Raw genomic sequence first — 19,304 nt, 5'->3', positions numbered from 1 at the left:
CCCATCTCCGTGATTTTCGTTATCTGATCACTCGACGATCGGTCGGAGCCGACGCGCCGCCGAACCAGGGTAACGGTCCGGGTGCGGTGCACCCCACAACCGGTCCGTCGGGCATGCCCTCCCCGCGTGGCATCGGCGTGTCGCGCCAGGCGCTGTTGCTGGCCCGTCCGGACGGTTGCCGCTGCCTCCTAGCATCGGACCGGATGCCCACCGCGACGGAGAGGATCATCAATGATCAAGAGACTGGCTGGGCTGGCCGGCGTCGGCGTCCTGCTCGCCCTCGTACTGGCCTGCGGTTTCGGCGGCGGAGACGATGACGACGACGATGACGACGACTTCGCCCGGGGCGTCGCCGCGGTGGTACTGCGCTGATATCTGCCCGAGCCGCGCCGGTCGGGTTTGCGCCCGGCCGGCGTGGGGCATTTCGGGTTAGGCGAACCGTGACGCGCTGAGCAGACGCCGAAGTCCGAAGTGGCCGGCGGCTTCGGCACCCGAGGAGGTAACCACGATGTTCGGAACCAACCTGCTGGACCGCCGCAGCAAGCCGGAGCGGATCGCGGACCAGGCGTGGGAGCACCTGGCCTCCGCCGTCAGCTCCGCGGGAGACAGTGTCCGGGACACCGCCCGCTCGGCCCGTCGCAGCAGCAGCGACCTCGCCGACGAGGCAGGTGACCTGGTGGGCTCCGCCGCCGAAGAGGCACGGCGCCGCGCCGCGTTGGCATTCGACGCACTCGCCGGCCGCCAGCCGGCACTGCCCTGGACGCTGCTGATCGGCGCCGCGCTGGTCGGCGCGGCGGTTGGCTGGGCCGTCGGCTCCGCCGCCCGGGCCGCCGGCAGTCGGGACGACCGCGCCGTGGACGACGTCGAGTTCGTCGACGTCGACCGCCCCAACACCCCCGTCGGCCTGGACGACTGACCCCACCCCGCAACCCCACGGGCCCCGTTCGACTCCGGTCGAACGGGGCTCACCCTTTTCCCCCGCGCGGATCTTGGCGGTGGGCGGTACCGATCCCCACTCACCCGGACGGGGCGAGGACGGTTCACCCTGGCCGACGGCAGGATCGATCTCCGGCGGACCTCCGGCCCGCAGCCGTCATCCGGTCCGCCGTCGACGCAGCGGAGGAGGGACAGATGGCCGTCTCGACGATCAGTCGCACCGACCAGGACATCCAGTCGGCCGTGCTCGACGAGCTGACCTGGGAACCTCGGGTCCAGCCGCACGAGATCGGGGTGACCGTCGCCGAGGGCGTCGTCACGTTGACCGGCCGGGTGGACAGCTATGCGAAGAAGTGGGCCGCCGAGCGGGCCGCGCACCGGGTCGCCCAGGTCCGGGCGATCGCCAACGACCTGGCCGTACGACTGCCCGGCACCGCCGAGCGCGCCGATCCCGACCTGGCCGCCGCGGCCGGACACGCGCTGGAGTGGGACGCGTTCGTACCCGTCGAAAAGCTCCAGGTCACCGTCTCGTCCGGCTGGGTGACGCTGCACGGCGAGGTCGAGTGGGAGTACCAGCGCCGGGCCGCCGAGCGGGCGGTCGGCCGACTGACCGGCGTACGCGGGGTGAGCAACGGCATCACCGTCCGGCCGACGGCCCCGCCGGACGGCCGGAACCTGGCCGAGCGGATCGTCGACGCGTTGGCCCGCGCCGGCGCCACCGAGGCCGAGCGGGTCAGCGTCCGGGTCCACGGCGACACCGTGGTGCTCTCCGGGCTGGTGCACTCGATGCCCGAGCGGGCCGAGGTCGAGCAGGTGGCCTGGTCCGCGCCGGGCATCCGGGAGGTGCAGAACCACATCGCGGTCGCCCCGGTGCTGCGCTGAGCCGGAGCGTGGAACCACCCTGGGTGGGTGAGCCGGCCTCACCCACCCAGGGAGCAGGCTGGGGGCATGAGTGATCCGAACGGGCTGATCCAACCCGGGCAGACCGCGCCCGGTTTCACCCTGGCGGGCACCCCGGACGGGCGCCAGACCGGGCCCGAGCAGTTCCGCGGCCGGCCGGTCGTGCTCGCCTTCTACCCCGCCGACTGGAGCCCGGTCTGCGGTGATCAGATGTCGCTGTACCAGTCGGCGGCGCCGGTCTTCGAGCAGTACCGGGCGGCGGTGCTCGGCATCTCGGTGGACGGCATCTGGTCGCACCGAGCCTTCGCGGAGAGCCGGGGCATCGAGTTTCCACTGCTGTCCGACTTCGAGCCCAAGGGCGAGGTGGCCCGCCGCTATGGCGCGTACGCCCCGCAGGGCGAGGCGGCCCGGGCGTTGGTGGTGCTCGACACGGCCGGGACGGTGGCCTGGAGCTACCTCTCCCCACCCGAAGTCAACCCGGGCGCGGACGGCATCTTCGACGCGCTGGACCGACTCGCCGCCAACCGGGAGGTGCTGGCCGGATGACCACCCCACTTCAGGTCACCGCCCGGCTCCGCGACCCGGTAGTCAGTGACGATCACATCCGCGGGCCGGCCGACGCGCCGGTGACCGTCGTCGAGTACGGCGACTTCCAGTGTCAGTTCTGCGGTGCCGCGTACCCGAACCTGCACGAACTGCTGCGCCAGCGGGCCGACACGGTACGGCTGGTCTACCGCTACTTCCCCATCGCCAACATGCACCCGTACGCCGAGGGCGCCGCCGAGACGGCCGAGGCGGCCGGCGTCCGGGGCAAGTTCTGGGAGATGCACGACTGGCTCTACGAGCACCAGGACCAACTGGACCCGGTGCACCTCTCGCTCGGCGTCGAGCAGCTCGGGTTGCCGCCCGACGAGCTGAACGCCGAGGTGGAGGGTCGGGCGCACGCCGACCGGGTGCGTCGGGACTTCGTCGGCGGCATCCGCAGCGGGGTGAACGGCACGCCCACCCTCTTCGTCAACGAGGTCCGGCACGAGGGCGGGTACGACCTGCCCGACCTGCTGGCCGCCGTGGACGCCGCCGCCAACGGTTGACCGAGGGCGAGCGCCGGACCGTCGGCGGATCGGCCAGTTCAGATCAACCGCAGCTCGCGCGCCCGCCGGACCGCTTCGCGCCGGCGGGTCGCGTCGAGCTTGCGGTAGATGTTGCGTACGTGGGTCTTCACGGTGTTGACCGACAGCGACAGCTCACTGGCGATCTCCACATTGGACAGGATGCTCTGCAGGTACCGCAGGATGGTCAACTCGCGCTCGGTGAGCGGCTCGTCGAGTGTGCCGCCCGGCTCGGCCGGCTGACCGGCCGACGTCTGACCGGCGCCCCGGACCAGGTCGCTGACCAGCGAGAAGTGTGCGGTGCCCGCGTCCACGTGTGCGGCCAGCAGTTCCCGGACCGGCGGGTCGGCGCGGGTGAAGACCCGTCGGCAGCCCTGCGGGCCAGCCAGATCGAGCACCTCTTCCAGGATCCGGCCGGCCCGGCGCTCGTCCCCGCCGCGCCCGGCCAGCACCGCGTCCAACAGACCGGCGTCCAGGCGTACCGGAAGGGGCCAGGCCGTGGCGGACGGCGCCTGCCACGCCGGTAGTGTCCGGCCGGCGGCACCGGTGTCGCCGCCACGCAGCTCCACCCGGGCCAACGCCACCGCGAGCACGGGGTCCGCGCCGTCGTCGGCGGCACCGGCCAGCAGCAGCCGGGCGGTGTCGACGTCTCCGCGCTCGGCACGCAGGTCGGCCTCGGCCGCCCGCAGCAGTCCCGCCAACTCGGCTGCGGCCGGCAGGCCGGCGAGCGCCTCCCCGGCACGGACGAGCAGGCGCTGACCGGCGGCCGGGTCACCCGCGTCGCGGTACAGCTGTGCGCGGCACAGCGCGGCCACCGCCGCCGCCACCGGCTCGCCAGCCGGCACCCCCGGCCACTCGCCATCGGCCGGCACCGGGGCGGAGCCGGTCGGGTCGCTCGGGCCTATCGCGTCGATCGCCGGGGCGGCCAGGGCCAGGTTGGCCGCAGCCTCCTCCGGCTGGTCCCGGTGCAGCGCCACCACGGCCAGCGCCAGGTAGGCGTATCCGCAGTCGAGCCGGCAGGACCAGCCCCGGCAGGCCGGCATGCCCAGCGCATCCAACGCCGCCTGCTCGGCCGCCCGCAGCTCGCCGCGGACCGCGAGCAGCAGCGCGGAGCGGCTGGCGCCGACCAGTTCGGTACGCGTCCGCCCGGCCTCCCGGGCCGCCGCCCGGGCCCGCCCGAAACGCGCGTACGGCAGCTCGCCGGCGGCCATCTCGACCAGCGCCAATGCGGTGCCGGTGAACCCGCGCAGGTCCGCGTCGTCGGCGGCACCGCCCCCGCCGGTCGTGGGCGCGGGGTTCGGCGTACCGGCCGGCGTGCTGCTCGGCGGACGTGTACGCAGCAGCCGGGCGGCGGCAGCCCGGACCTGCCCGATGTCGCCGTCGAGTCGGGCCACGGTCAGCTCCAGGGCGGTGGCCAGCCGGACGAACCGGTCCCGGCGCGGCACCGGCAGGCCGTCGGCGTACCCGGCGGCGAGGCGCAGGTGCCCGGTGGCGGCCGGCAGGTCACCGGCGTACGCCCGCTCGGCCGCGTACGCCAGCGCCACCTCGGGGTCGGCGCGGAGCACGTCCGGGGGCGGATCCGGGGGTGCTGGGTGGGTCACCGGGTCACGGTCGTACCGGGTCAGCTCCGGCCAGTGCGCCACGAACAGGTCGCCGGCCCGGTCCCAGCGGCCGGCAGCCAGGGCGTGGCGCAGCCCGTCGGGCGGGGGGGCGGGGGGGGGGGGCGGGGCGGGGGTGGGGGCGGGGCGTGGGCGGGGTGGGCTTGTTGGGCTGCGCTACGGTCCTACCCGATCCGTTCGAGCGGGAGGTGGGGAGTGGGGGCGATGCTGAGCTATGCGCAGCCTCGGCTGGCGCCGGACGAGCGGATCGTCTTCACCCAGCGCGGATACTTCCCCTTTGGCCGATCAGTGTTCAGTGTGTCCGGCGCCCTCCTCATCATCACCACCAGGCGACTGCTCTTCGCACCTGTTCGGGTCTGGGGAGTACGCAGCTTTGTCGAGTCCTGGATCCGTGCCAAGTCGATGAGCCTCGCGGACGTGACGGGTGTCCAGCCCGCTGACGGCGCCCGGTTAACGATCAGCTCGAGGTTCGGCGAAACCGTCGCCTTCTGCGTCATCCTCCCGACGGGTCCGGGCTACGTCTGGCAGGCCCGGGACGCTGTCCCGTATCGGGACGAGGCGGTGCGGCGGATCAGGGAGGTCACCCGGCTCAGTGGTCCTGGTGCGTTGCCCGTCGAGGCTGACTAGCTACTCAATGGAGGGTTGTGTGTCACAGGATCAGGTAGCCGCGATGAGGAGTCGCACGTCGTACCGGTTGCTCGTGCTGGCGTTCCGACTCGTGCTCCTTGCGGCTGCGTCCGTCGCGTTGACGCAAGTCTTGGCGGCCAACGCGCTCATCAGCCACAGGGTGCTCGTGGTGGTCCTCGTACCGCTCATCGTGGTCGCCCTCGCCTCCTTCTTCACGGTGATCGCGACCCTTGCGATTCAAGCCGCCCACTTCTCGGTCACCCCTCTCGCGCGGGGCGTCACTCAGCGTCAGAGTCTCTTCAGTCGCGCCCTCGTGGAAGATCTGATGACCCTCCCGTGGGCCCCCGGAGCCCTTTTCAAGTCGAGATGAGAACGGCCTGGCGATCGTGGTTCTGGAACATCGCTCTGATGGCCGTCATGACGGTGATGGCGGTCATCGTCACCGGCGTCGCGATCTCCCAGACGAACACGGTCTCGGCGATCGGGTTCGGGGTGAGCGCCCTCGTACTTTGGCTCGGAGTCCTCCGTGCACCGACGCTCGGCGTGCACGCCAAACGGCATGGCGTCGTGGTACGCGAGTTAACCAGCACCACGACCGTCTCCTGGGATGAGATCCTCGAGATCGAGATGGCGCAGGGCGACGGTGCCCCGGTCCTGAACGGGCCGACAGTGCCGGTGATCCGACGACGGCGCGCGGACGGCAGCGAGGCCATCGTCGAGCTGAACGCCCTCGGCGGATACGGGCTGTTCCAGTACGACGCCTCGCCCGGGCAGCGGGCCGTCGCCGGGCTGAACGAACACCTGATGAACTGGCGCCGCGGAGCTGCCTGAGATTGCGAGCAGCGACGGAGGAAGCTACTCATGTTTCGGGAGGTCGCCGGACCTTTGCGGTGGCTTGTGGGCGTGCTGCTGTCCACCGCCCTGCTCGTAGCCACTGCGGGATGCGTTTTCCGGGCGATGCCGCTTATGCGGTGGGAGTGGCGAAAATTGGTGATGAGGTCCGCATCCTGGCCCCGCTCTGCGACGACGAACGGATCTCGATCGTCGAGGTGTACGACAACCAGGCCGCGCTTGAACGCACGGGCTCGCGGACCGGCGAACCCACACTCGCGCCATACTGGAAGGTGGCGGATCCGCACAGCGATGCTGCCGCGAAGGGCGAATTCGTCATTGGTCGGGACAGTTCCTTCACTCGGGTGCTCGTTCTGGCGAAGAGTGGTGCAGTTCGGCCGGAAATATCGGCCGTTGAAATCACGGTCCTCAGGGCGGATCGGCGACATGTCGTCGGTGATGCGTTCCGGCTCAAGGAAGTGCCGGAATTTCAGTCGGGCACCGATGCCAAGTCAGTCAAATATGTCTATGACCAGGGCGCGAATTCTGAGAAGTTGTTGACACCGAGCCAAATATCTGAGGAGTCAGGGTGCGCCTTCGACTATGTCGCTTGACGTGCCCCACCGAGGTTCGCTGACATGCATCCTGTTCCCATAGACCTGCAGCTCGACGTGGGCGGGTCTCCCGACTACCTGAGTGCGATCGGGTACGAGTGGCTGAACGGGCTGTCAGCGCGGCTTCTGCCGGACGCGCGGCAGGCGCTGACAACCCTTCCCGCCCGGGTGCCGAAGGGGCAGGGGGAGCCCGGCTCGATGTTCGGCGTGCTCACGGTTTCCCGTGGCGGCATCACCGCTCCGGCGAAGATGACTGAGCGCAACTGCTCGGCCTCGGGGTTCGCCTGGCTGCGGAGGGAGTTGGCCGACCTCCCCGCGATGGCGACGCTGGAGATCGGCGAACTCGACGAGATGGGGCACCGCGGGCGCCGACACCTGGTTCTCAGCGTTCGACATGACGCGGTGTCGCCCGGCTGGATGAGACTGTCGGTCCTGGAGAACGACGAGCGAATCGACGGGTCGGCCGAGAGTCTGGCCGTTCAGCAGGTGTGGTTGGACGCGCTGCGCTCCTACGCGGACAGGTGGGACCCTGGATTCGGCCACATCGCCTACGGGTACGGGGTCGGCGCCACCGCTCTGGAGGACTGTCTTCCCCCGCGGAACTACCCGCCCGAGCAGCACGAGCCCCCAGCACACGGTCAACGAGTGTCGCCGGCTGTTGCGGGGCTACTCGTGGCTGACGATCGTCCCGAGGGAGTTGGCCCACAAGCTTGGCGGCTCCGGTGTGTTGAAGGCGACGGGCGCGTTCACCCGTGTGGAGGAACTGAGCGGTGGCGCGCTCTGGCTGCAGGCGACCGAGCGATTCGAGCAGTACCACGGAGCGGCGGTGGCGGCGGTCTTCGACGCGCTCGCCCCGGTGCTCCGGCCCGGTCTGCCGGTCGAGAGACGAAGGTACGCGGGTCAGCCTCCCCACCTACTGGTGTCCGAGGACGCGGCCGGCCGTGCCGGGTCGACAGATCCCGCCGAGCCGCCCCCGCCCTGCGCGTCGATCTAGCCCCCGCCGCCCCGCCCTCCGCGTCGATCTAGGGAAAATCGTCGCTCACGGAGGTCAACTAGCAGCGATACGCCCTAGATCGACGGGGCGTGGGTGGGGCGGGCGGGGCGTGGGGTGGGCGTGGGTGGCGGGGCGTGGGGCGGGCGGGGCGTGGGGTGGGCGTGGGGTGCGGGGGTCAGGCTTGGCGGAGCCAGATGGCACCTAGCGGGGGGACCTGGAGGGCCGCCGACGCCACCATTCCGTGCCACGGCACATCCTCGGCGTGCACCGCGCCCAGGTTGCCCACTCCGGAGCCGCCGTAGTGGTGGGCGTCGGTGTTGAGCACCTCGGTCCAGGTGCCACCGGCCGGTAGGCCGATCCGGTAGTCGTGCAGCGGCAGGGCGGAGAAGTTGGCCACGCAGACCAGCGTCGAGCCGTCCGGCGCGATCCGGACGAAGGACACGGTGTTGTTGGCGACGTCGTCGCCGGCGATCCAGCGGAACCCGGCCGGCTCGGTGTCCTGTGCGTACAGTGCCGGGGTGTCCCGGTAGACCCGGTTCAGGTCGACGACCAGCCGCTGCACCCCGGCTCGGGCCGGGTCGTGCAGCAGGTACCAGTCGAGGCCGCGCTCCTCGCTCCACTCCCGGTCGTCGGCCAGCTCGGAGCCCATGAAGATCAACTGCTTGCCCGGGTGCGCCCACATGTACGCCAGCAGCGCGCGTACGTTGGCGAGCCGCTGCCAGGTGTCGCCGGGCATCTTGCCGGCCAGTGAGCCCTTGCCGTGCACCACCTCGTCGTGGCTGATCGGCAGCACGTAGTTCTCACTCCAGGCGTACGCCAGGGAGAAGGTGAGCTGGTGGTGGTGATGCTGGCGGTAGATCGGGTCCTTCGAGGTGTAGAGCAGGGTGTCGTGCATCCAGCCCATGTTCCACTTGAAGCCGAAGCCCAGCCCGCCGTCCGCGGTGGGCCGGGTGACGCCCGGCCAGGCGGTGGATTCCTCGGCGATCATCACCACGCCGGCGTGGTGCTTGTAGACCGTCGCGTTGACCTCCTGCAGGAACGCGATGGCCTCCAGGTTCTCCCGGCCGCCGTACTGGTTGGGGGCCCACTGGCCCTCCTCGCGGGAGTAGTCGAGGTAGAGCATCGACGCGACGGCGTCCACCCGCAGCCCGTCGACGTGGAACTGGTCGCACCAGTAGAGCGCGTTGGCGACCAGGAAGTTGCGGACCTCGCGGCGGCCGAAGTCGAAGACGTACGTGCCCCAGTCGGGATGCTCGCCGCGGCGCGGGTCCGGGTGCTCGTAGAGCGGGGTGCCGTCGAAGCGCGCGAGGGCCCACTCGTCCTTGGGAAAGTGCGCGGGCACCCAGTCCAGGATGACGCCGATGCCGGCGGCGTGCAGCCGGTCGACCAGGTGCCGGAACTCGTCGGGGTCGCCGAACCGGGAGGTCGGCGCGTAGTAGCCGGTCACCTGGTAGCCCCAGGAGCCACCGAACGGGTGCTCCATCACCGGCAGGAACTCCACGTGCGTGAAGCCCAGTTCGGTGACGTACGCGGTGAGTTGGTCGGCCAGCTCGCGGTAGCTCAGACCGGGTCGCCACGAGCCGAGGTGCACCTCGTAGACGCTCATCGGCTCCTGGTGCGGCTGCCGATCGGCCCGCCGGGCCAGCCAGTCCGCGTCCGACCACTGGTACGTCGAGTGGTGCACGACCGACGCGGTGGCCGGCGGCACCTCGGCGTACGCGGCGAGCGGGTCGGCCTTGTCCCGCCACTGCCCGTCGGCACCGAGGACGCGGTACTTGTAGCGGGCGCCGACCCGGGCGTTCGGGACGAAGAGTTCCCACACGCCGCTGGAGCCGAGCGACCGCATCGGCCAGCCGTCGTCCGGCGCCCAGCCGGTGAAGTCGCCGACGACCCGCACCCCACGGGCGCTCGGCGCCCACACCGTGAACGCCACGCCCTCGTCGAAGACCCGCGCGCCGAGGGCCTCCCACAGCCGCTCGTGCCGGCCCTCGCCGATCAGGTGCAGGTCCAGCTCGCCGAGGGTCGGCGGGTAACGGTACGGGTCGTCGCTGACCCGGCCGTCGGCGTCGATCCGGTAGTCGAGCACGGTGCCCTCGACGTGGCTCTCGAACACACCGACGTCGTGTACCCGCTTCATCGGGTGCCGTTCGTCGCCGACGAGCAGCGAAACGTCGCTGGCGCCCCGGCGCAGGGTGCGGATCGTGGTCCACCCGTCAGCGGGGTGCGCGCCGAGCAGCGCGTGCGGGTCGTGCGTCGCGCCGGAGATCAGCTCGTCCATCGGGGGTCCTTCGAGGCGGTATCGGTCGGTGCGGTGGTGGACCGGCGCGGAGGGGTCGGAACAGGGGTGGACCGGCGCGGAGGGGTCGGAACGGGGGCGGACCGGCGGGGAGGGGTCGGGACGGGGGCGGTCGGCGCGGTGCCGCCCGACAGGTCGTCCGGCACCTCGGTGACGGTGAGCTGCGCCCGCTGGGCGCCCACCCGCTCCGGTACGGCGGGCGGGGTCGGCCGGCGCACGGTCAGCACGTGCGCCGGTTGCAGGTACGGGTCGAGCCGGACCGCGTTGCGCTGACCCCAGTCGTAGCTGGTGCCGGTCAACTCGTCGTGCACGGTGAACCGCTCGTGCCAGTCGTAGCCGAGGGCCGGCATGTCCAGCGTGGTGTTGCCCCACTGCACGGTGTGCGGGTCGAACGAGCAGACCACGATGACCGTGTTGCCGGTCTCCGGGTCATGCTTGGACCAGCAGAGCAGCGCCGGGTTGTCGATCTCGTGGAAGCGCAGGTTGCGGAGCTGGTGCAGGGCGGGGTTGTCGCGGCGTACCCGGTTGAGGGTGGCGAGGAACGGCGCCAGTGAACGGCCCTGCGCCTCGGCGCCGGCCCAGTCCCGGGGGCGCAGCTCGTACTTCTCGTTGTCCAGGTATTCCTCGGCGCCCGGCCGGGCCACGTGCTCGAACAGCTCGTAGCCGGCGTACAGGCCCCAGGAGGGGGAGAGCAGCGCGGCCAGCACCGCCCGGATCTTGAACATCGGCGGGCCGCCGTGCTGGAGCGACTCGTGCAGGATGTCCGGCGTGTTCGGCCAGAAGTTGGGCCGCATGTAGTCGGCCGCGACGACCAGCTCCTCGCAGTACGCCCGCATCTCGGCGGCCGTCGTGCGCCAGGTGAAATAGGTGTACGACTGACTGAAGCCGATCTTGCCGAGGCCGTGCATGATGGCCGGCCGGGTGAACGCCTCGGCCAGGAACAGCACGTCCGGGTCGACCTTCTTCACCTCGGCGATCAACCAGTGCCAGAAGTCGAACGGTTTGGTGTGCGGGTTGTCCACCCGGAAGATCCGGATGCCCTCGCCGATCCAGTGCAGCACCACCCGCAGTACCTCGGCCCGGATGCCCTCCGGATCGTTGTCGAAGTTGACCGGGTAGATGTCCTGGTATTTCTTCGGCGGGTTCTCCGCGTACGCGATGCTGCCGTCGGCCCGGGTGGTGAACCACTCCGGGTGCTCGCTGACCCACGGGTGGTCCGGCGCGCACTGCAGCGCCAGGTCCATCGCCACCTCCAGGCCCTGCGCCGCCGCCGCCTCGATGAAGGCTCGGAAGTCTGCCGGCGTACCCAGATCGGGGTGGATGGCGTCGTGGCCGCCCTCGGCGGCGCCGATCGCCCACGGCGAGCCCACGTCCGTCGGCCCGGCGGTGAGCGCGTTGTTGCGGCCCTTGCGGTTGACCCGGCCGATCGGGTGGATCGGCGGCAGGTAGAGCACGTCGAAGCCCATCGCGGCGACGCCGGGCAGCCGTTCGGTGGCGGTCGCGAACGTGCCGGATCGCCCGTCCACGGCCCCCTCGGAGCGGGGGAAGAACTCGTACCAGGCCGAGTAGAGCGCCCGTTGCCGGTCCACCCAGAGGGAGTACGTGTCACCGGTGGTGACCAACTCCCGCACCGGGTACGCCCAGAGCAGGTCGGCCAGGGCCAGTGCCGGATCGACCCGTTGCGGCAGCGGCAGGTCGGTGTCGACCAGCGCGGTCAGCGCCGCGGCGACCCCGGCCCGCTCGGCTTCCGGCACCAGCGGGCGGGCCGCGGTGAGCACCCGCGCGCCCTCGGCGAGGTCGTTGGCCAGCTCGGCCGGCCCCTGTCCGGCGGCGATCTTCTTGGTCACCGCGTTCTGCCAGGTCAGGTACGGGTCCTGGAACGCCTCGACGGTGAAGGTCCAGGCGCCGACGGCGTCCGGGCGGATGACGGCGTGCCAGCGGTCCTGGCCCGGTTCGCCGGGACGCATCCGGGTGAACGGGCGGCTCGTGCCGTCCGGGCTGGCCCACACCACGTTACAGCCGAGCGCGTCGTGGCCCTCGCGGTAGGCGCGGGCCGACACCGGCACCGGCTCGTCGACCACTGCCTTGGCCGGGTAGCGACCGCAGGCGACCACGGGGGAGACGTCTTCGATCGGGAACCGTCCTGTCACCCCGCCAACCTACTGTGCGAGATCCGTTCGCGCGCGGCAAGCAACTGGTTGGCAAGCGAGGGGCGTCGAGCATCATCGGCGACCGACCCGTGGCCGGCGTGTGGCTCATGATCGTGCTCGATCCCGGATGTAGTGCCTCGTTTGCACCGCGAGGCCACTGTTTCCTGGATCGAGCACGATCATGAGTTCGGCGGCACACCACTTGCCGTGCGTTAGGGGAGGTATTGCGGGATTTCAGCCCACGCCCCGGTCGATGTTCGTCGCCCGCCATGACGGCCAGCCCTGTGGCCAGGTGTCGGGCCAGTTGCCGACTTGGGCGGCCGGCACGATCCCGGTGGGGCTGAGGACGTCTCTGGCGACCCGTTCGGCGACATCGCCGATCTCCACCGCCGTCAGCGGCACCCACCGGTGGAGCCGTTCGCCGAACGCTCCGTCGAGCAGAGCATGCGCCTTTTCCGGCGGCATGCCGGTGGCCGTGAGAAACCACCGCAGGACGATCTCGCACCACCCCGGCCAGTCGTCGTCGTATTCGACGACGGGGGCCGCGGCGAACGTGATCAGCTGTGCGAAGGCGGCCTCCCAGGCTGCGACGACGTCGGCAGCGGCGGCGGCCCGCGCCGGATCGAGCGACGGCAGAATCCGGTCGAAACGCTCAGCCACGCTCTCCAACCAGCGCCGCCAGGCCAGCAGCGAGTCGGCGACGAAAGCCGGCGCGTCAGCGGGCGTCGGGGTGCGGTCGGTCACAAAGCCCAACTGCTCCCTTTCCCAGGGCCCCCAGTACCAGCGGTAGGCCCACGGGCCGAACCGGCCGGACAGGGGCACGCTGACGGACTCAACCCAGGCGAAGGCTTCTGTTTCCCCAACCCACTGGCCGTCGCGGAAGGCTGGCCGGGGAGGCGGCGGAGGGACCAACGCCCGGACCGCCACCGACATCTCGACCGGGTCGAACGGGTGCCGCGCCGGGTCGACCTCTGCCCACGTAACAAGGAGGGGTGGCCTGTTCGACTTGTCGTCCGCCATGACTCAGCATCGTGGCGGCCGGCCATCGCCGCGTCGAGCCATATTCGCGAGACCGCCACCGCGACCGACACGCACTCAGGCGGGCGGTTCCGGTGCCACGAACGAGCCCTTGCCCTGGTGCACCTCGATCCAGCCCCGCTCATCCAAGATCCACAGAGCTCGCTTGATCGGATTGTCGGACGAGCTGTATTGCCGGGCAAGTTCGGCGATCGTTGGCAACTTGTCGCCGGGCTTAAGCGTGCCGCTTCGGATTGACGCGGTGACGTCATCGACGACCTGCTCGTAGACAGGCTTGCGGGGCATAGTGAACCACCTCTCGTCAGCCTGTCCAGACTCTCACTGCATGCGACTCGGCGTGGATCCTGTGGCTACTTAGGGTCCTATGTTGGGTTTGACATCAGGGGTCCTCTCGTCAGCAGCGGAGCGCCCTTGGGGCCGGGCGAGGTTCGAGCCGGCCGGCCGCCGTCGAAGGGCTGCGTGCCCGCCTGGACCACGCAGACCAGTGCTATCGGCACGCTCGGTACCCTGCGCTGCTCGTCCTGCTGCCTGGCCTGCTCGACGCCGCCCGTGCGGCACAGGCCGCTCGCCCCGGTCCGACAACCGATGGCCTGCTGGTCTCGATGTACGGGCTCATCGCCCTGGTGCTGGTGAAACTCGACCAGGGGGAGCTGGCCTGGCTGGCCGCCGACCGGGGGATGGCCGTCGCCGTGGCCACGAACGATCCGCAGGTGGCCGCCGTCGCCACCGTGCCGCTGAGTCAGGCCCTGCGCGCCGGAGGCAGACGACGGTCCGCGATGGAGACGGCCGTCATCGCCGCTCGCCGGATCATGCCGGCCAACCCTGGTTGCGATTCGCTGGCCGGAACGCTGCTGGTGCAGGCCGCGCTCGCCGCCACCGGTCGGGGAGAGCAACGCTGCGTCCTGGAGTTGCTCGACCAGGCCGCGGAGATCGCCGGCAAGATCGGAGTCGGGAGCGAGGGATTCAACCCCGCGTCGGTCGAGGCGGCCCGGGTGGTGGCCGAGGCGGACCTCGGGGACGTCGCGGCGGCGACGGTACGGCACGAGCGGCTGGTAGCCGGTGACCAGTGGCGGTGGCTGCCGCCCGAGCACCGGGCCGCGTACCTGCTCGATGTGGCCCGCGCGTACGCCTTGGCTGGCGACCTGCTCCGGGCGGGCCGGACGCTGCTCGGCGCGGAACGCACCGCCCGCAGCGAGGTGCACGACCGGCCTGCGGTACGGGATCTGATTGCTGTCGTGGCGCGATCGGCCGCCGCCCCGGCCGGCCTGGCCCAGCTCGCCGCAACCCTGCACGTCGCCTGACGGCGTCGCCCGGCAAGCGTCACCCGGTGGGCGTTACCCGCGGCGTGCGTGCTTTGACGGGCGTCGTCTGGCCTCGGACACGGGAGCGCTACCCAGTGGGGGTTGCATCGGGACGGGCCCTGGATCGGGCCGCCGTGGTGGTTGGCCAGCTGGGTCGTTGGCTATCTGCGTCGGTGGTAGTGGTTGCGGCGGGGTAGTTGGTCGGGGTCGAGCCAGGCGGGTGGGCGGAATTCGGGGCGGCCGTCGCCGCCGAGCTGGACGACCCAGTCGCTGTGGTGGATGTGTCGGTGGTGGTGGCCGCAGAGCAGGACGGCGTTGTCGAGGCTGGTCGGGCCGCCGTCGGTCCAGTGCAGGAGGTGGTGGGCGTCGCACCAGCGGGGTGGGCGGTCGCAGCCGGGAAAGGCGCAGCCCCGGTCGCGTAGCACCAGCGCGCGCCGCAGCGGGCCGGTGATGAGACGGCGTTGCCGGCCGACGTCGAGGACCTGACCGGTGCCGCCGAGGATGGCGGGCAGGATGCTCGCGTCGCAGGCGAGGCGACGCACCGCCTCGGGTATGAGGTGCCCGCCAGTGTCGAGCGTGCCGGCGTCGAGGTGCTGGCGCAGGACGTCGTAGCTGGTGGTGACGACGAGCTGGGTGGTGTCGCCGCCGTGCTCGGGCAACTCACCGGCGCGTAGGGCGAGGCGGCAGACGTCGGCCAGGGCATCGTGGCGGCGCTGCCCCGGGGTGCGGGTGTCGTCCGGCCCGGCGGGTGCGGTGAGCGGGTCGATGACGGCGCGGAGCAGGGCGGCGGCCTCGGTGTCGAGGGTGCCGGTGAGGCGCAGTCGACCGTCGGGCTGCTCGCTGACGGTGACGTGCCGGTCGCGGACGGCCCGCGACTCCTCCGCCTGCAGCGCCACCTGCGCGGCGGCGTCGGCGACCTCCGGGGCGACGTGGTCGAGGATTCGGGAGCCGAGCTTGCGCAGCAGGGTGGCGTCGAACTGCGCCGCCCAGTCGACGAGGACACCGACGGCCTTGTCGGCGGCCTGCGCTCCGGCGACGGTGTGCACGGTCCCGACCGTCTCGGCGATGACGCGGACCTGCTCCACGTTGACCAACCCATCGGTCAAGGCGTCACGCACCCCGGCCGGGGCGGCGTCGAGCACCGCGGCGAGCTCGACCAGGCGGCGGGCGGCGCCGACCCCGAGACGCAACCGGTCACGTAGCCACACCGCCGTCGAGGACGCGCCCTGCGCGGTCGCGGTGCCTCGACCGTCCAACTCGCGCACGAGGGTCAGCTTGACCGCGGCCAGGCGTTGCTCAAGGCGGTGCGTGGCATCCAGTGCCGCGACGAGGTCGTGCTCGGTGGCGGCCCAGGTGGCCGCGTCGAAGCAGGCCGCCACTGCGGTCTCCGCGAGCTCCAACGCATCGATCACCGGCAAAGACTAGAACACGTGTACGACATTTTGGCTTCGCGATCGTGTTGGTGTGGGCCTCTCTTGGCCTGTTTCTCGCGGCGCCAACCACCCTAGGATGATGCGGTGGCATCGCCCGAGGCACTTCTCTTCGATCTTCGTGACGCTTGGCGTGGTGCGCTGAAGGACGGGCTGGTGGGCCTGTACGTGCACGGTTCACTGGTGGCTGGCGACTTCGCTGCCGACCGCAGTGATCTTGATCTGCTCGCAGTATTGAACGCCGATCCGAGTGAGCAGCTTCTCGACGTGCTCGCCGCACTACACGCGAACCTTGATGGGCGGCACCCGCAGTGGGCGGGCCGGATCGAGGTGGAGTACGTATCGATCGACGTTGTGCGTCAGGCGGCGGGTGGTGGCATCGCCCCCTATCGCCTGATCGCACGCGTCAGTCCGGGTGAATCACTGCACCTTCTGGAGGCCACCACGCACCGCGTCGTGACCTGGTCCACTGTCCACGACAGTGGTCGGGTCCTGCTGGGGCAGCCAGCCGATACGCTGCTGCCGGCCTTCGACGCCGGTCTCGTTCGGTCGGCTCTGCTCGACCACGTCCGCGACTGGCCGACCTGGGTCATGCGGATGACGACGCCCGGGGCCCAGTCGTACGCGGTGCTCACCATGTGCCGCGCCCTGCAGCGTCTTCGGTACGGCCGCCAACTCTCCAAACGGCAGGCCGCCGACCAGACAGTCGGCGTCTGCCCCGAATGGGCGCATCTCATCAAGTGGGCACGCGACTGGTGGTACGGGCACGGTCACGACACAGACAGCGGTCGGACCGACGACGTGCGGAGATTCGTTGTCGAGCTCAGCGCCATCATCCTCAGCTCCGAGGATGGCTGAGGCTTCCGTGAAGGTCCGGCGGAGTCGGCGTCGGGCCGCGGGCTCGCGGCCTGCGCTACCCGCGCGTTGACCCCGCTGCCCCAACGGAGCGGTACACCTCCAGGGTCTGCCGGGCGATGGCGTCCCAGGAGAAGTGCCGCACCGCCCGCTGCCGGCCGGCCTGGCCGAGCTGCGCGGTGCGGGCCGGGTCGGCGAGCAGTTCGTTGAGCCGCGCGGCCAGGTCGGCGACGAACCGCGGCGGGTCCAGCGGCTGACCGGACCCGTCGGTGGCCTGCTCGATCGGCACCAGCAGGCCCGTCTCGCCGTCGGCCACCACCTCGGGAATGCCGCCGGTGGCGGTCGCCACCACCGCCGTCTCGCAGGCCATCGCCTCCAGGTTGACGATGCCCATCGGCTCGTACACCGACGGGCAGGCGAAGACGGTGGCGTGGGTGAGCACCTGGATCACCTCCGGCTTGGGCAGCATCTCGGCCACCCAGATCACCCCGGAGCGGTTGGCCCGCAGTTCGGCGACCAACTCCTCGACCTCGGCCGCGATCTCGGCGGTGTCCGGAGCGCCGGCGAGCAGCACGAGCTGGGTGTCCGCCGGCAACTCCCGGGCCGCCCGCAGCAGGTAGGGCAGCCCCTTCTGCCGGGTGATCCTTCCCACGTACACGACGCTGGGTCGGGCCGGGTCGATGCCGAGCCGGTCCAGCACGTCGGTGTTCCGGTCCGGCGCGTACTGGACGGTGTCGATGCCGTTGTAGACCACCCGGACCCGGTCCGGGTCGACCTGCGGGTAGGCGGCCAGCACGTCGCGGCGCATTCCCGCGCTGACCGCGATCACCGCGTCGGCGGCCTCCATCGCCGTGCGCTCGCAGAAGGAGGAGAGCGCGTAGCCGCCGCCGAGCTGCTCGGCCTTCCACGGCCGCAGCGGCTCCAGGCTGTGCGCGGTCAGCACGTGCGGTACCCCGTGCAGCAGCTTCGCGGTGTGCCCGGCCAGGTTGGCGTACCAGGTGTGGCTGTGCACCACGTCGGTGCCGGCCGCGCCGGCCGCCATCTCCAGGTCCACGCCCATCGTGCGCAGCGCGGCGTTCGCGCCGGTCAGGCCGGGCGGTTCGGCGTACGCGGTGACGCCCGGCTCGGTGCGCGGCAGGCCGAAGCAGTGCACCCGTACGTCGGTGTGCCGGCGCAACTCCCGGGCCAGGTACTCGACGTGCACCCCGGCGCCGCCGTAGACCTCCGGCGGGTACTCACGAGTGAGAAGGTCAACGCGCAGAGGGGTGGGTTCCGTCATGACCTCGCACCCTAGTGCAGAAGACTCCCCGTACGAGTGGTGAAGTGGGACGCGGGTGGATAGCGTCGGGGCATGGCTGCCAAGGTGCTCGCGATCGTCCTGGCGGGTGGGGAGGGCAAGCGCCTGATGCCACTCACCACGGATCGGGCCAAGCCGGCCGTCCCGTTCGGCGGGATGTACCGCATGGTCGATTTCGTCCTCTCCAACCTGGCCAACGCCGGCTATCTCAAGATCGTCGTGCTGACCCAGTACAAGTCCCACTCCCTCGACCGGCACATCACCAAGACCTGGCGGATGTCCACGCTGCTCGGCAACTACGTCACGCCGGTGCCGGCGCAGCAGCGTCGCGGCCCCTGGTGGTTCGCCGGCTCCGCCGACGCCATCTACCAGAGCTTCAACCTGATCAACGACGAGCAGCCCGACTACGTGATCGTCTTCGGCGCCGACCACATCTACCGGATGGACCCGCGGCAGATGGTGGAGGACCACATCGCCTCCGGCGCCGCGGTCACCGTCGCCGGTATCCGCCAGCCGCTGTCGATGGCCGACCAGTTCGGCGTCATCGAGGTCGGCGAGGACGGCCGGCGGATCCGGGCGTTCCGGGAGAAGCCCACCGACGCGGTCGGCCTGCCCGACGCGCCGGACGAGATCTACGCGTCGATGGGCAACTACGTCTTCACCACCCGGGCGCTCTGCGAGGCGGTCGAGCGCGACGCGGAGGACAAGTCCAGCAAGCACGACATGGGCGGCAGCATCATCCCGATGCTCGTCGAGCGGGGCGAGGCCAACGTCTACGACTTCCGGGACAACGAGGTGCCGGGCAGCGACGACCGGGACCGCGGCTACTGGCGGGACGTGGGGACGCTCGACTCGTTCTACGACGCGCACATGGATCTGATCAACGTGCACCCGGTGTTCAACCTCTACAACTTCGACTGGCCGATCTACACCGAGCAGCCGCCCTGGCCGCCGGCGAAGTTCGTACACCAGTGGGGTGAGCGGGTCGGCCGGGCGGTCGGCTCGATGGTCTCCCCGGGGTCGGTGATCTCCGGCTCGCTGGTGGAGAACTCGATCGTGTCGCCGAAGGTGCGGGTGCACTCGTGGGCGCACGTCGAGGGTTCGGTGCTGATGGAAGGTGTCGAGATCGGCCGGCACGCGGTGATCCGGCGGGCCATCCTGGACAAGAACGTGTTCGTCCCGGAGGGCGCCGAGATCGGTGTCGACCTGGAGAAGGACCGGCAGCGGTACACCGTCTCCGACAACGGCATCGTGGTGATCGGGAAGGGCCAGAAGGTGGAGCCGTGACCACCCGGTCCCCGTCGTCC

General features: G+C 71.0%; 20 protein-coding genes. 13 read left to right on the top strand and 7 right to left on the bottom strand.

Features of this window, described 5'->3' with window-relative positions; genetic code table 11:
• Positions 1-231: 231 nt before the first annotated feature.
• The 5 genes from ACFQGL_RS03075 to ACFQGL_RS03055 all read left to right on the top strand — a co-directional run bounded on the left by ACFQGL_RS03075 (position 232) and on the right by ACFQGL_RS03055 (position 2,927).
• On the top strand, positions 232-372 hold the full coding sequence (locus ACFQGL_RS03075; protein ID WP_377504969.1) for a hypothetical protein: 141 nt from the start codon (positions 232-234) through the stop codon (positions 370-372).
• A 136-nt stretch (positions 373-508) separates the two neighbouring features.
• Positions 509-916 (top strand): hypothetical protein, encoded by a 408-nt coding sequence (locus tag ACFQGL_RS03070; RefSeq protein WP_377504967.1) that lies wholly within the window; start codon positions 509-511, stop codon positions 914-916.
• Positions 917-1,131: 215 nt separating this feature from the next.
• Positions 1,132-1,818 (top strand): BON domain-containing protein, encoded by a 687-nt coding sequence (locus tag ACFQGL_RS03065; RefSeq protein ID WP_377504964.1) that lies wholly within the window; start codon positions 1,132-1,134, stop codon positions 1,816-1,818.
• Between the two features lie 66 nt (positions 1,819-1,884).
• Positions 1,885-2,382 carry a redoxin domain-containing protein gene (locus tag ACFQGL_RS03060; RefSeq protein ID WP_377504961.1) on the top strand — a complete coding sequence of 166 codons (498 nt, stop codon included), beginning with the start codon at positions 1,885-1,887 and terminating at the stop codon, positions 2,380-2,382.
• On the top strand, positions 2,379-2,927 hold the full coding sequence (locus tag ACFQGL_RS03055; RefSeq protein ID WP_377504958.1) for a DsbA family protein: 549 nt from the start codon (positions 2,379-2,381) through the stop codon (positions 2,925-2,927). The genes ACFQGL_RS03060 and ACFQGL_RS03055 overlap by 4 nt, the downstream gene beginning before the upstream one ends.
• 38 nt (positions 2,928-2,965) lie before the next feature.
• Here ACFQGL_RS03055 and ACFQGL_RS03050 read toward each other — a convergent pair whose 3' ends face one another.
• Positions 2,966-4,588: a helix-turn-helix transcriptional regulator gene (locus ACFQGL_RS03050; protein WP_377504955.1), complete on the bottom strand. Its 1,623-nt coding sequence runs from the start codon at positions 4,586-4,588 to the stop codon at positions 2,966-2,968.
• Positions 4,589-4,768: 180 nt separating this feature from the next.
• On the opposite strand from ACFQGL_RS03050, the gene ACFQGL_RS03045 reads away from it, so the two are divergent.
• The 5 genes from ACFQGL_RS03045 (at position 4,769) to ACFQGL_RS03025 (ending at position 7,630) form a co-directional block, all read left to right on the top strand.
• Positions 4,769-5,191, top strand: coding sequence for a hypothetical protein (locus ACFQGL_RS03045; RefSeq protein WP_377504952.1), 423 nt, complete (start codon positions 4,769-4,771; stop codon positions 5,189-5,191).
• 19 nt (positions 5,192-5,210) lie between these two features.
• The gene (locus ACFQGL_RS03040) at positions 5,211-5,561 is read left to right on the top strand and encodes a hypothetical protein (protein ID WP_377504949.1); all 351 of its coding nucleotides are present in this window, start codon (positions 5,211-5,213) and stop codon (positions 5,559-5,561) included.
• A 38-nt stretch (positions 5,562-5,599) separates the two neighbouring features.
• Entirely contained in the window at positions 5,600-6,022 is a 423-nt protein-coding gene (locus ACFQGL_RS03035) for a PH domain-containing protein (protein WP_377504946.1), read from the top strand.
• 110 nt (positions 6,023-6,132) lie between these two features.
• Positions 6,133-6,636: a hypothetical protein gene (locus tag ACFQGL_RS03030; RefSeq protein ID WP_377504943.1), complete on the top strand. Its 504-nt coding sequence runs from the start codon at positions 6,133-6,135 to the stop codon at positions 6,634-6,636.
• A gap of 658 nt (positions 6,637-7,294) precedes the next feature.
• The gene (locus ACFQGL_RS03025) at positions 7,295-7,630 is read left to right on the top strand and encodes a hypothetical protein (RefSeq protein ID WP_377504940.1); all 336 of its coding nucleotides are present in this window, start codon (positions 7,295-7,297) and stop codon (positions 7,628-7,630) included.
• Between the two features lie 175 nt (positions 7,631-7,805).
• Here the strand turns inward: ACFQGL_RS03025 and glgB are convergent, their stop codons facing one another.
• From glgB to ACFQGL_RS03005, 4 genes are all read right to left on the bottom strand, one after another.
• Positions 7,806-9,908: a 1,4-alpha-glucan branching protein GlgB gene (gene glgB, locus ACFQGL_RS03020; RefSeq protein WP_377504937.1), complete on the bottom strand. Its 2,103-nt coding sequence runs from the start codon at positions 9,906-9,908 to the stop codon at positions 7,806-7,808.
• Entirely contained in the window at positions 9,896-12,076 is a 2,181-nt protein-coding gene (locus ACFQGL_RS03015; RefSeq protein ID WP_377504934.1) for an alpha-1,4-glucan--maltose-1-phosphate maltosyltransferase, read from the bottom strand. Before ACFQGL_RS03015 ends, glgB begins: the two co-directional genes overlap by 13 nt.
• A gap of 234 nt (positions 12,077-12,310) precedes the next feature.
• A complete protein-coding gene (locus ACFQGL_RS03010; RefSeq protein WP_377504931.1) occupies positions 12,311-13,096 on the bottom strand; it encodes a hypothetical protein in 786 nt (261 codons plus the stop codon).
• 75 nt (positions 13,097-13,171) lie between these two features.
• Positions 13,172-13,399, bottom strand: coding sequence for a winged helix-turn-helix domain-containing protein (locus tag ACFQGL_RS03005; RefSeq protein WP_377504928.1), 228 nt, complete (start codon positions 13,397-13,399; stop codon positions 13,172-13,174).
• A 317-nt stretch (positions 13,400-13,716) separates the two neighbouring features.
• Between ACFQGL_RS03005 and ACFQGL_RS03000 the strand changes: the two genes are divergently transcribed.
• On the top strand, positions 13,717-14,415 hold the full coding sequence (locus tag ACFQGL_RS03000) for a hypothetical protein (protein ID WP_377504925.1): 699 nt from the start codon (positions 13,717-13,719) through the stop codon (positions 14,413-14,415).
• Between the two features lie 161 nt (positions 14,416-14,576).
• Here ACFQGL_RS03000 and ACFQGL_RS02995 read toward each other — a convergent pair whose 3' ends face one another.
• Positions 14,577-15,827 carry an HNH endonuclease signature motif containing protein gene (locus ACFQGL_RS02995; protein ID WP_377504922.1) on the bottom strand — a complete coding sequence of 417 codons (1,251 nt, stop codon included), beginning with the start codon at positions 15,825-15,827 and terminating at the stop codon, positions 14,577-14,579.
• Between the two features lie 105 nt (positions 15,828-15,932).
• Between ACFQGL_RS02995 and ACFQGL_RS02990 the strand changes: the two genes are divergently transcribed.
• Positions 15,933-16,703, top strand: coding sequence for a nucleotidyltransferase domain-containing protein (locus ACFQGL_RS02990; protein ID WP_377504919.1), 771 nt, complete (start codon positions 15,933-15,935; stop codon positions 16,701-16,703).
• A 55-nt stretch (positions 16,704-16,758) separates the two neighbouring features.
• On the opposite strand, the gene glgA is transcribed toward ACFQGL_RS02990, so the two are convergent.
• Positions 16,759-17,979, bottom strand: a complete 1,221-nt coding sequence (gene glgA / locus ACFQGL_RS02985) for a glycogen synthase (protein ID WP_377504916.1) — start codon at positions 17,977-17,979, stop codon at positions 16,759-16,761.
• A gap of 72 nt (positions 17,980-18,051) precedes the next feature.
• On the opposite strand from glgA, the gene glgC reads away from it, so the two are divergent.
• Complete coding sequence (gene glgC, locus ACFQGL_RS02980) at positions 18,052-19,284, top strand: glucose-1-phosphate adenylyltransferase (RefSeq protein WP_377504913.1); 1,233 nt, start codon at positions 18,052-18,054, stop codon at positions 19,282-19,284.
• Positions 19,285-19,304 lie beyond the last annotated feature (20 nt).

Origin of the sequence: Micromonospora vulcania, assembly GCF_042658605.1 — a bacterium.
In the GTDB taxonomy this organism is placed as follows: Bacteria; Actinomycetota; Actinomycetes; order Mycobacteriales; family Micromonosporaceae; genus Micromonospora; species Micromonospora vulcania.
The sequence above is the reverse complement of the archived record's forward strand: the minus strand, read 5'-3'. Positions and strand labels throughout refer to the sequence as shown.

Bases quoted from the DNA above. Each gene is read 5' to 3' on its own strand.
- ACFQGL_RS03005 (WP_377504928.1), bottom strand. From the start codon at position 13,399: ATGCCCCGCAAGCCTGTCTACGAGCAGGTCGTCGATGACGTCACCGCG.
- ACFQGL_RS03030 (WP_377504943.1), top strand. From the start codon at position 6,133: ATGCGTTTTCCGGGCGATGCCGCTTATGCGGTGGGAGTGGCGAAAATT.
- ACFQGL_RS03045 (WP_377504952.1), top strand. From the start codon at position 4,769: ATGCTGAGCTATGCGCAGCCTCGGCTGGCGCCGGACGAGCGGATCGTC.
- ACFQGL_RS03010 (WP_377504931.1), bottom strand. From the start codon at position 13,096: ATGGCGGACGACAAGTCGAACAGGCCACCCCTCCTTGTTACGTGGGCA.
- ACFQGL_RS03035 (WP_377504946.1), top strand. From the start codon at position 5,600: ATGGCCGTCATGACGGTGATGGCGGTCATCGTCACCGGCGTCGCGATC.
- ACFQGL_RS03070 (WP_377504967.1), top strand. From the start codon at position 509: ATGTTCGGAACCAACCTGCTGGACCGCCGCAGCAAGCCGGAGCGGATC.
- glgC (WP_377504913.1), top strand. From the start codon at position 18,052: ATGGCTGCCAAGGTGCTCGCGATCGTCCTGGCGGGTGGGGAGGGCAAG.
- ACFQGL_RS03055 (WP_377504958.1), top strand. From the start codon at position 2,379: ATGACCACCCCACTTCAGGTCACCGCCCGGCTCCGCGACCCGGTAGTC.
- ACFQGL_RS03065 (WP_377504964.1), top strand. From the start codon at position 1,132: ATGGCCGTCTCGACGATCAGTCGCACCGACCAGGACATCCAGTCGGCC.
- ACFQGL_RS03000 (WP_377504925.1), top strand. From the start codon at position 13,717: ATGTACGGGCTCATCGCCCTGGTGCTGGTGAAACTCGACCAGGGGGAG.
- glgB (WP_377504937.1), bottom strand. From the start codon at position 9,908: ATGGACGAGCTGATCTCCGGCGCGACGCACGACCCGCACGCGCTGCTC.
- ACFQGL_RS03075 (WP_377504969.1), top strand. From the start codon at position 232: ATGATCAAGAGACTGGCTGGGCTGGCCGGCGTCGGCGTCCTGCTCGCC.
- glgA (WP_377504916.1), bottom strand. From the start codon at position 17,979: ATGACGGAACCCACCCCTCTGCGCGTTGACCTTCTCACTCGTGAGTAC.
- ACFQGL_RS03060 (WP_377504961.1), top strand. From the start codon at position 1,885: ATGAGTGATCCGAACGGGCTGATCCAACCCGGGCAGACCGCGCCCGGT.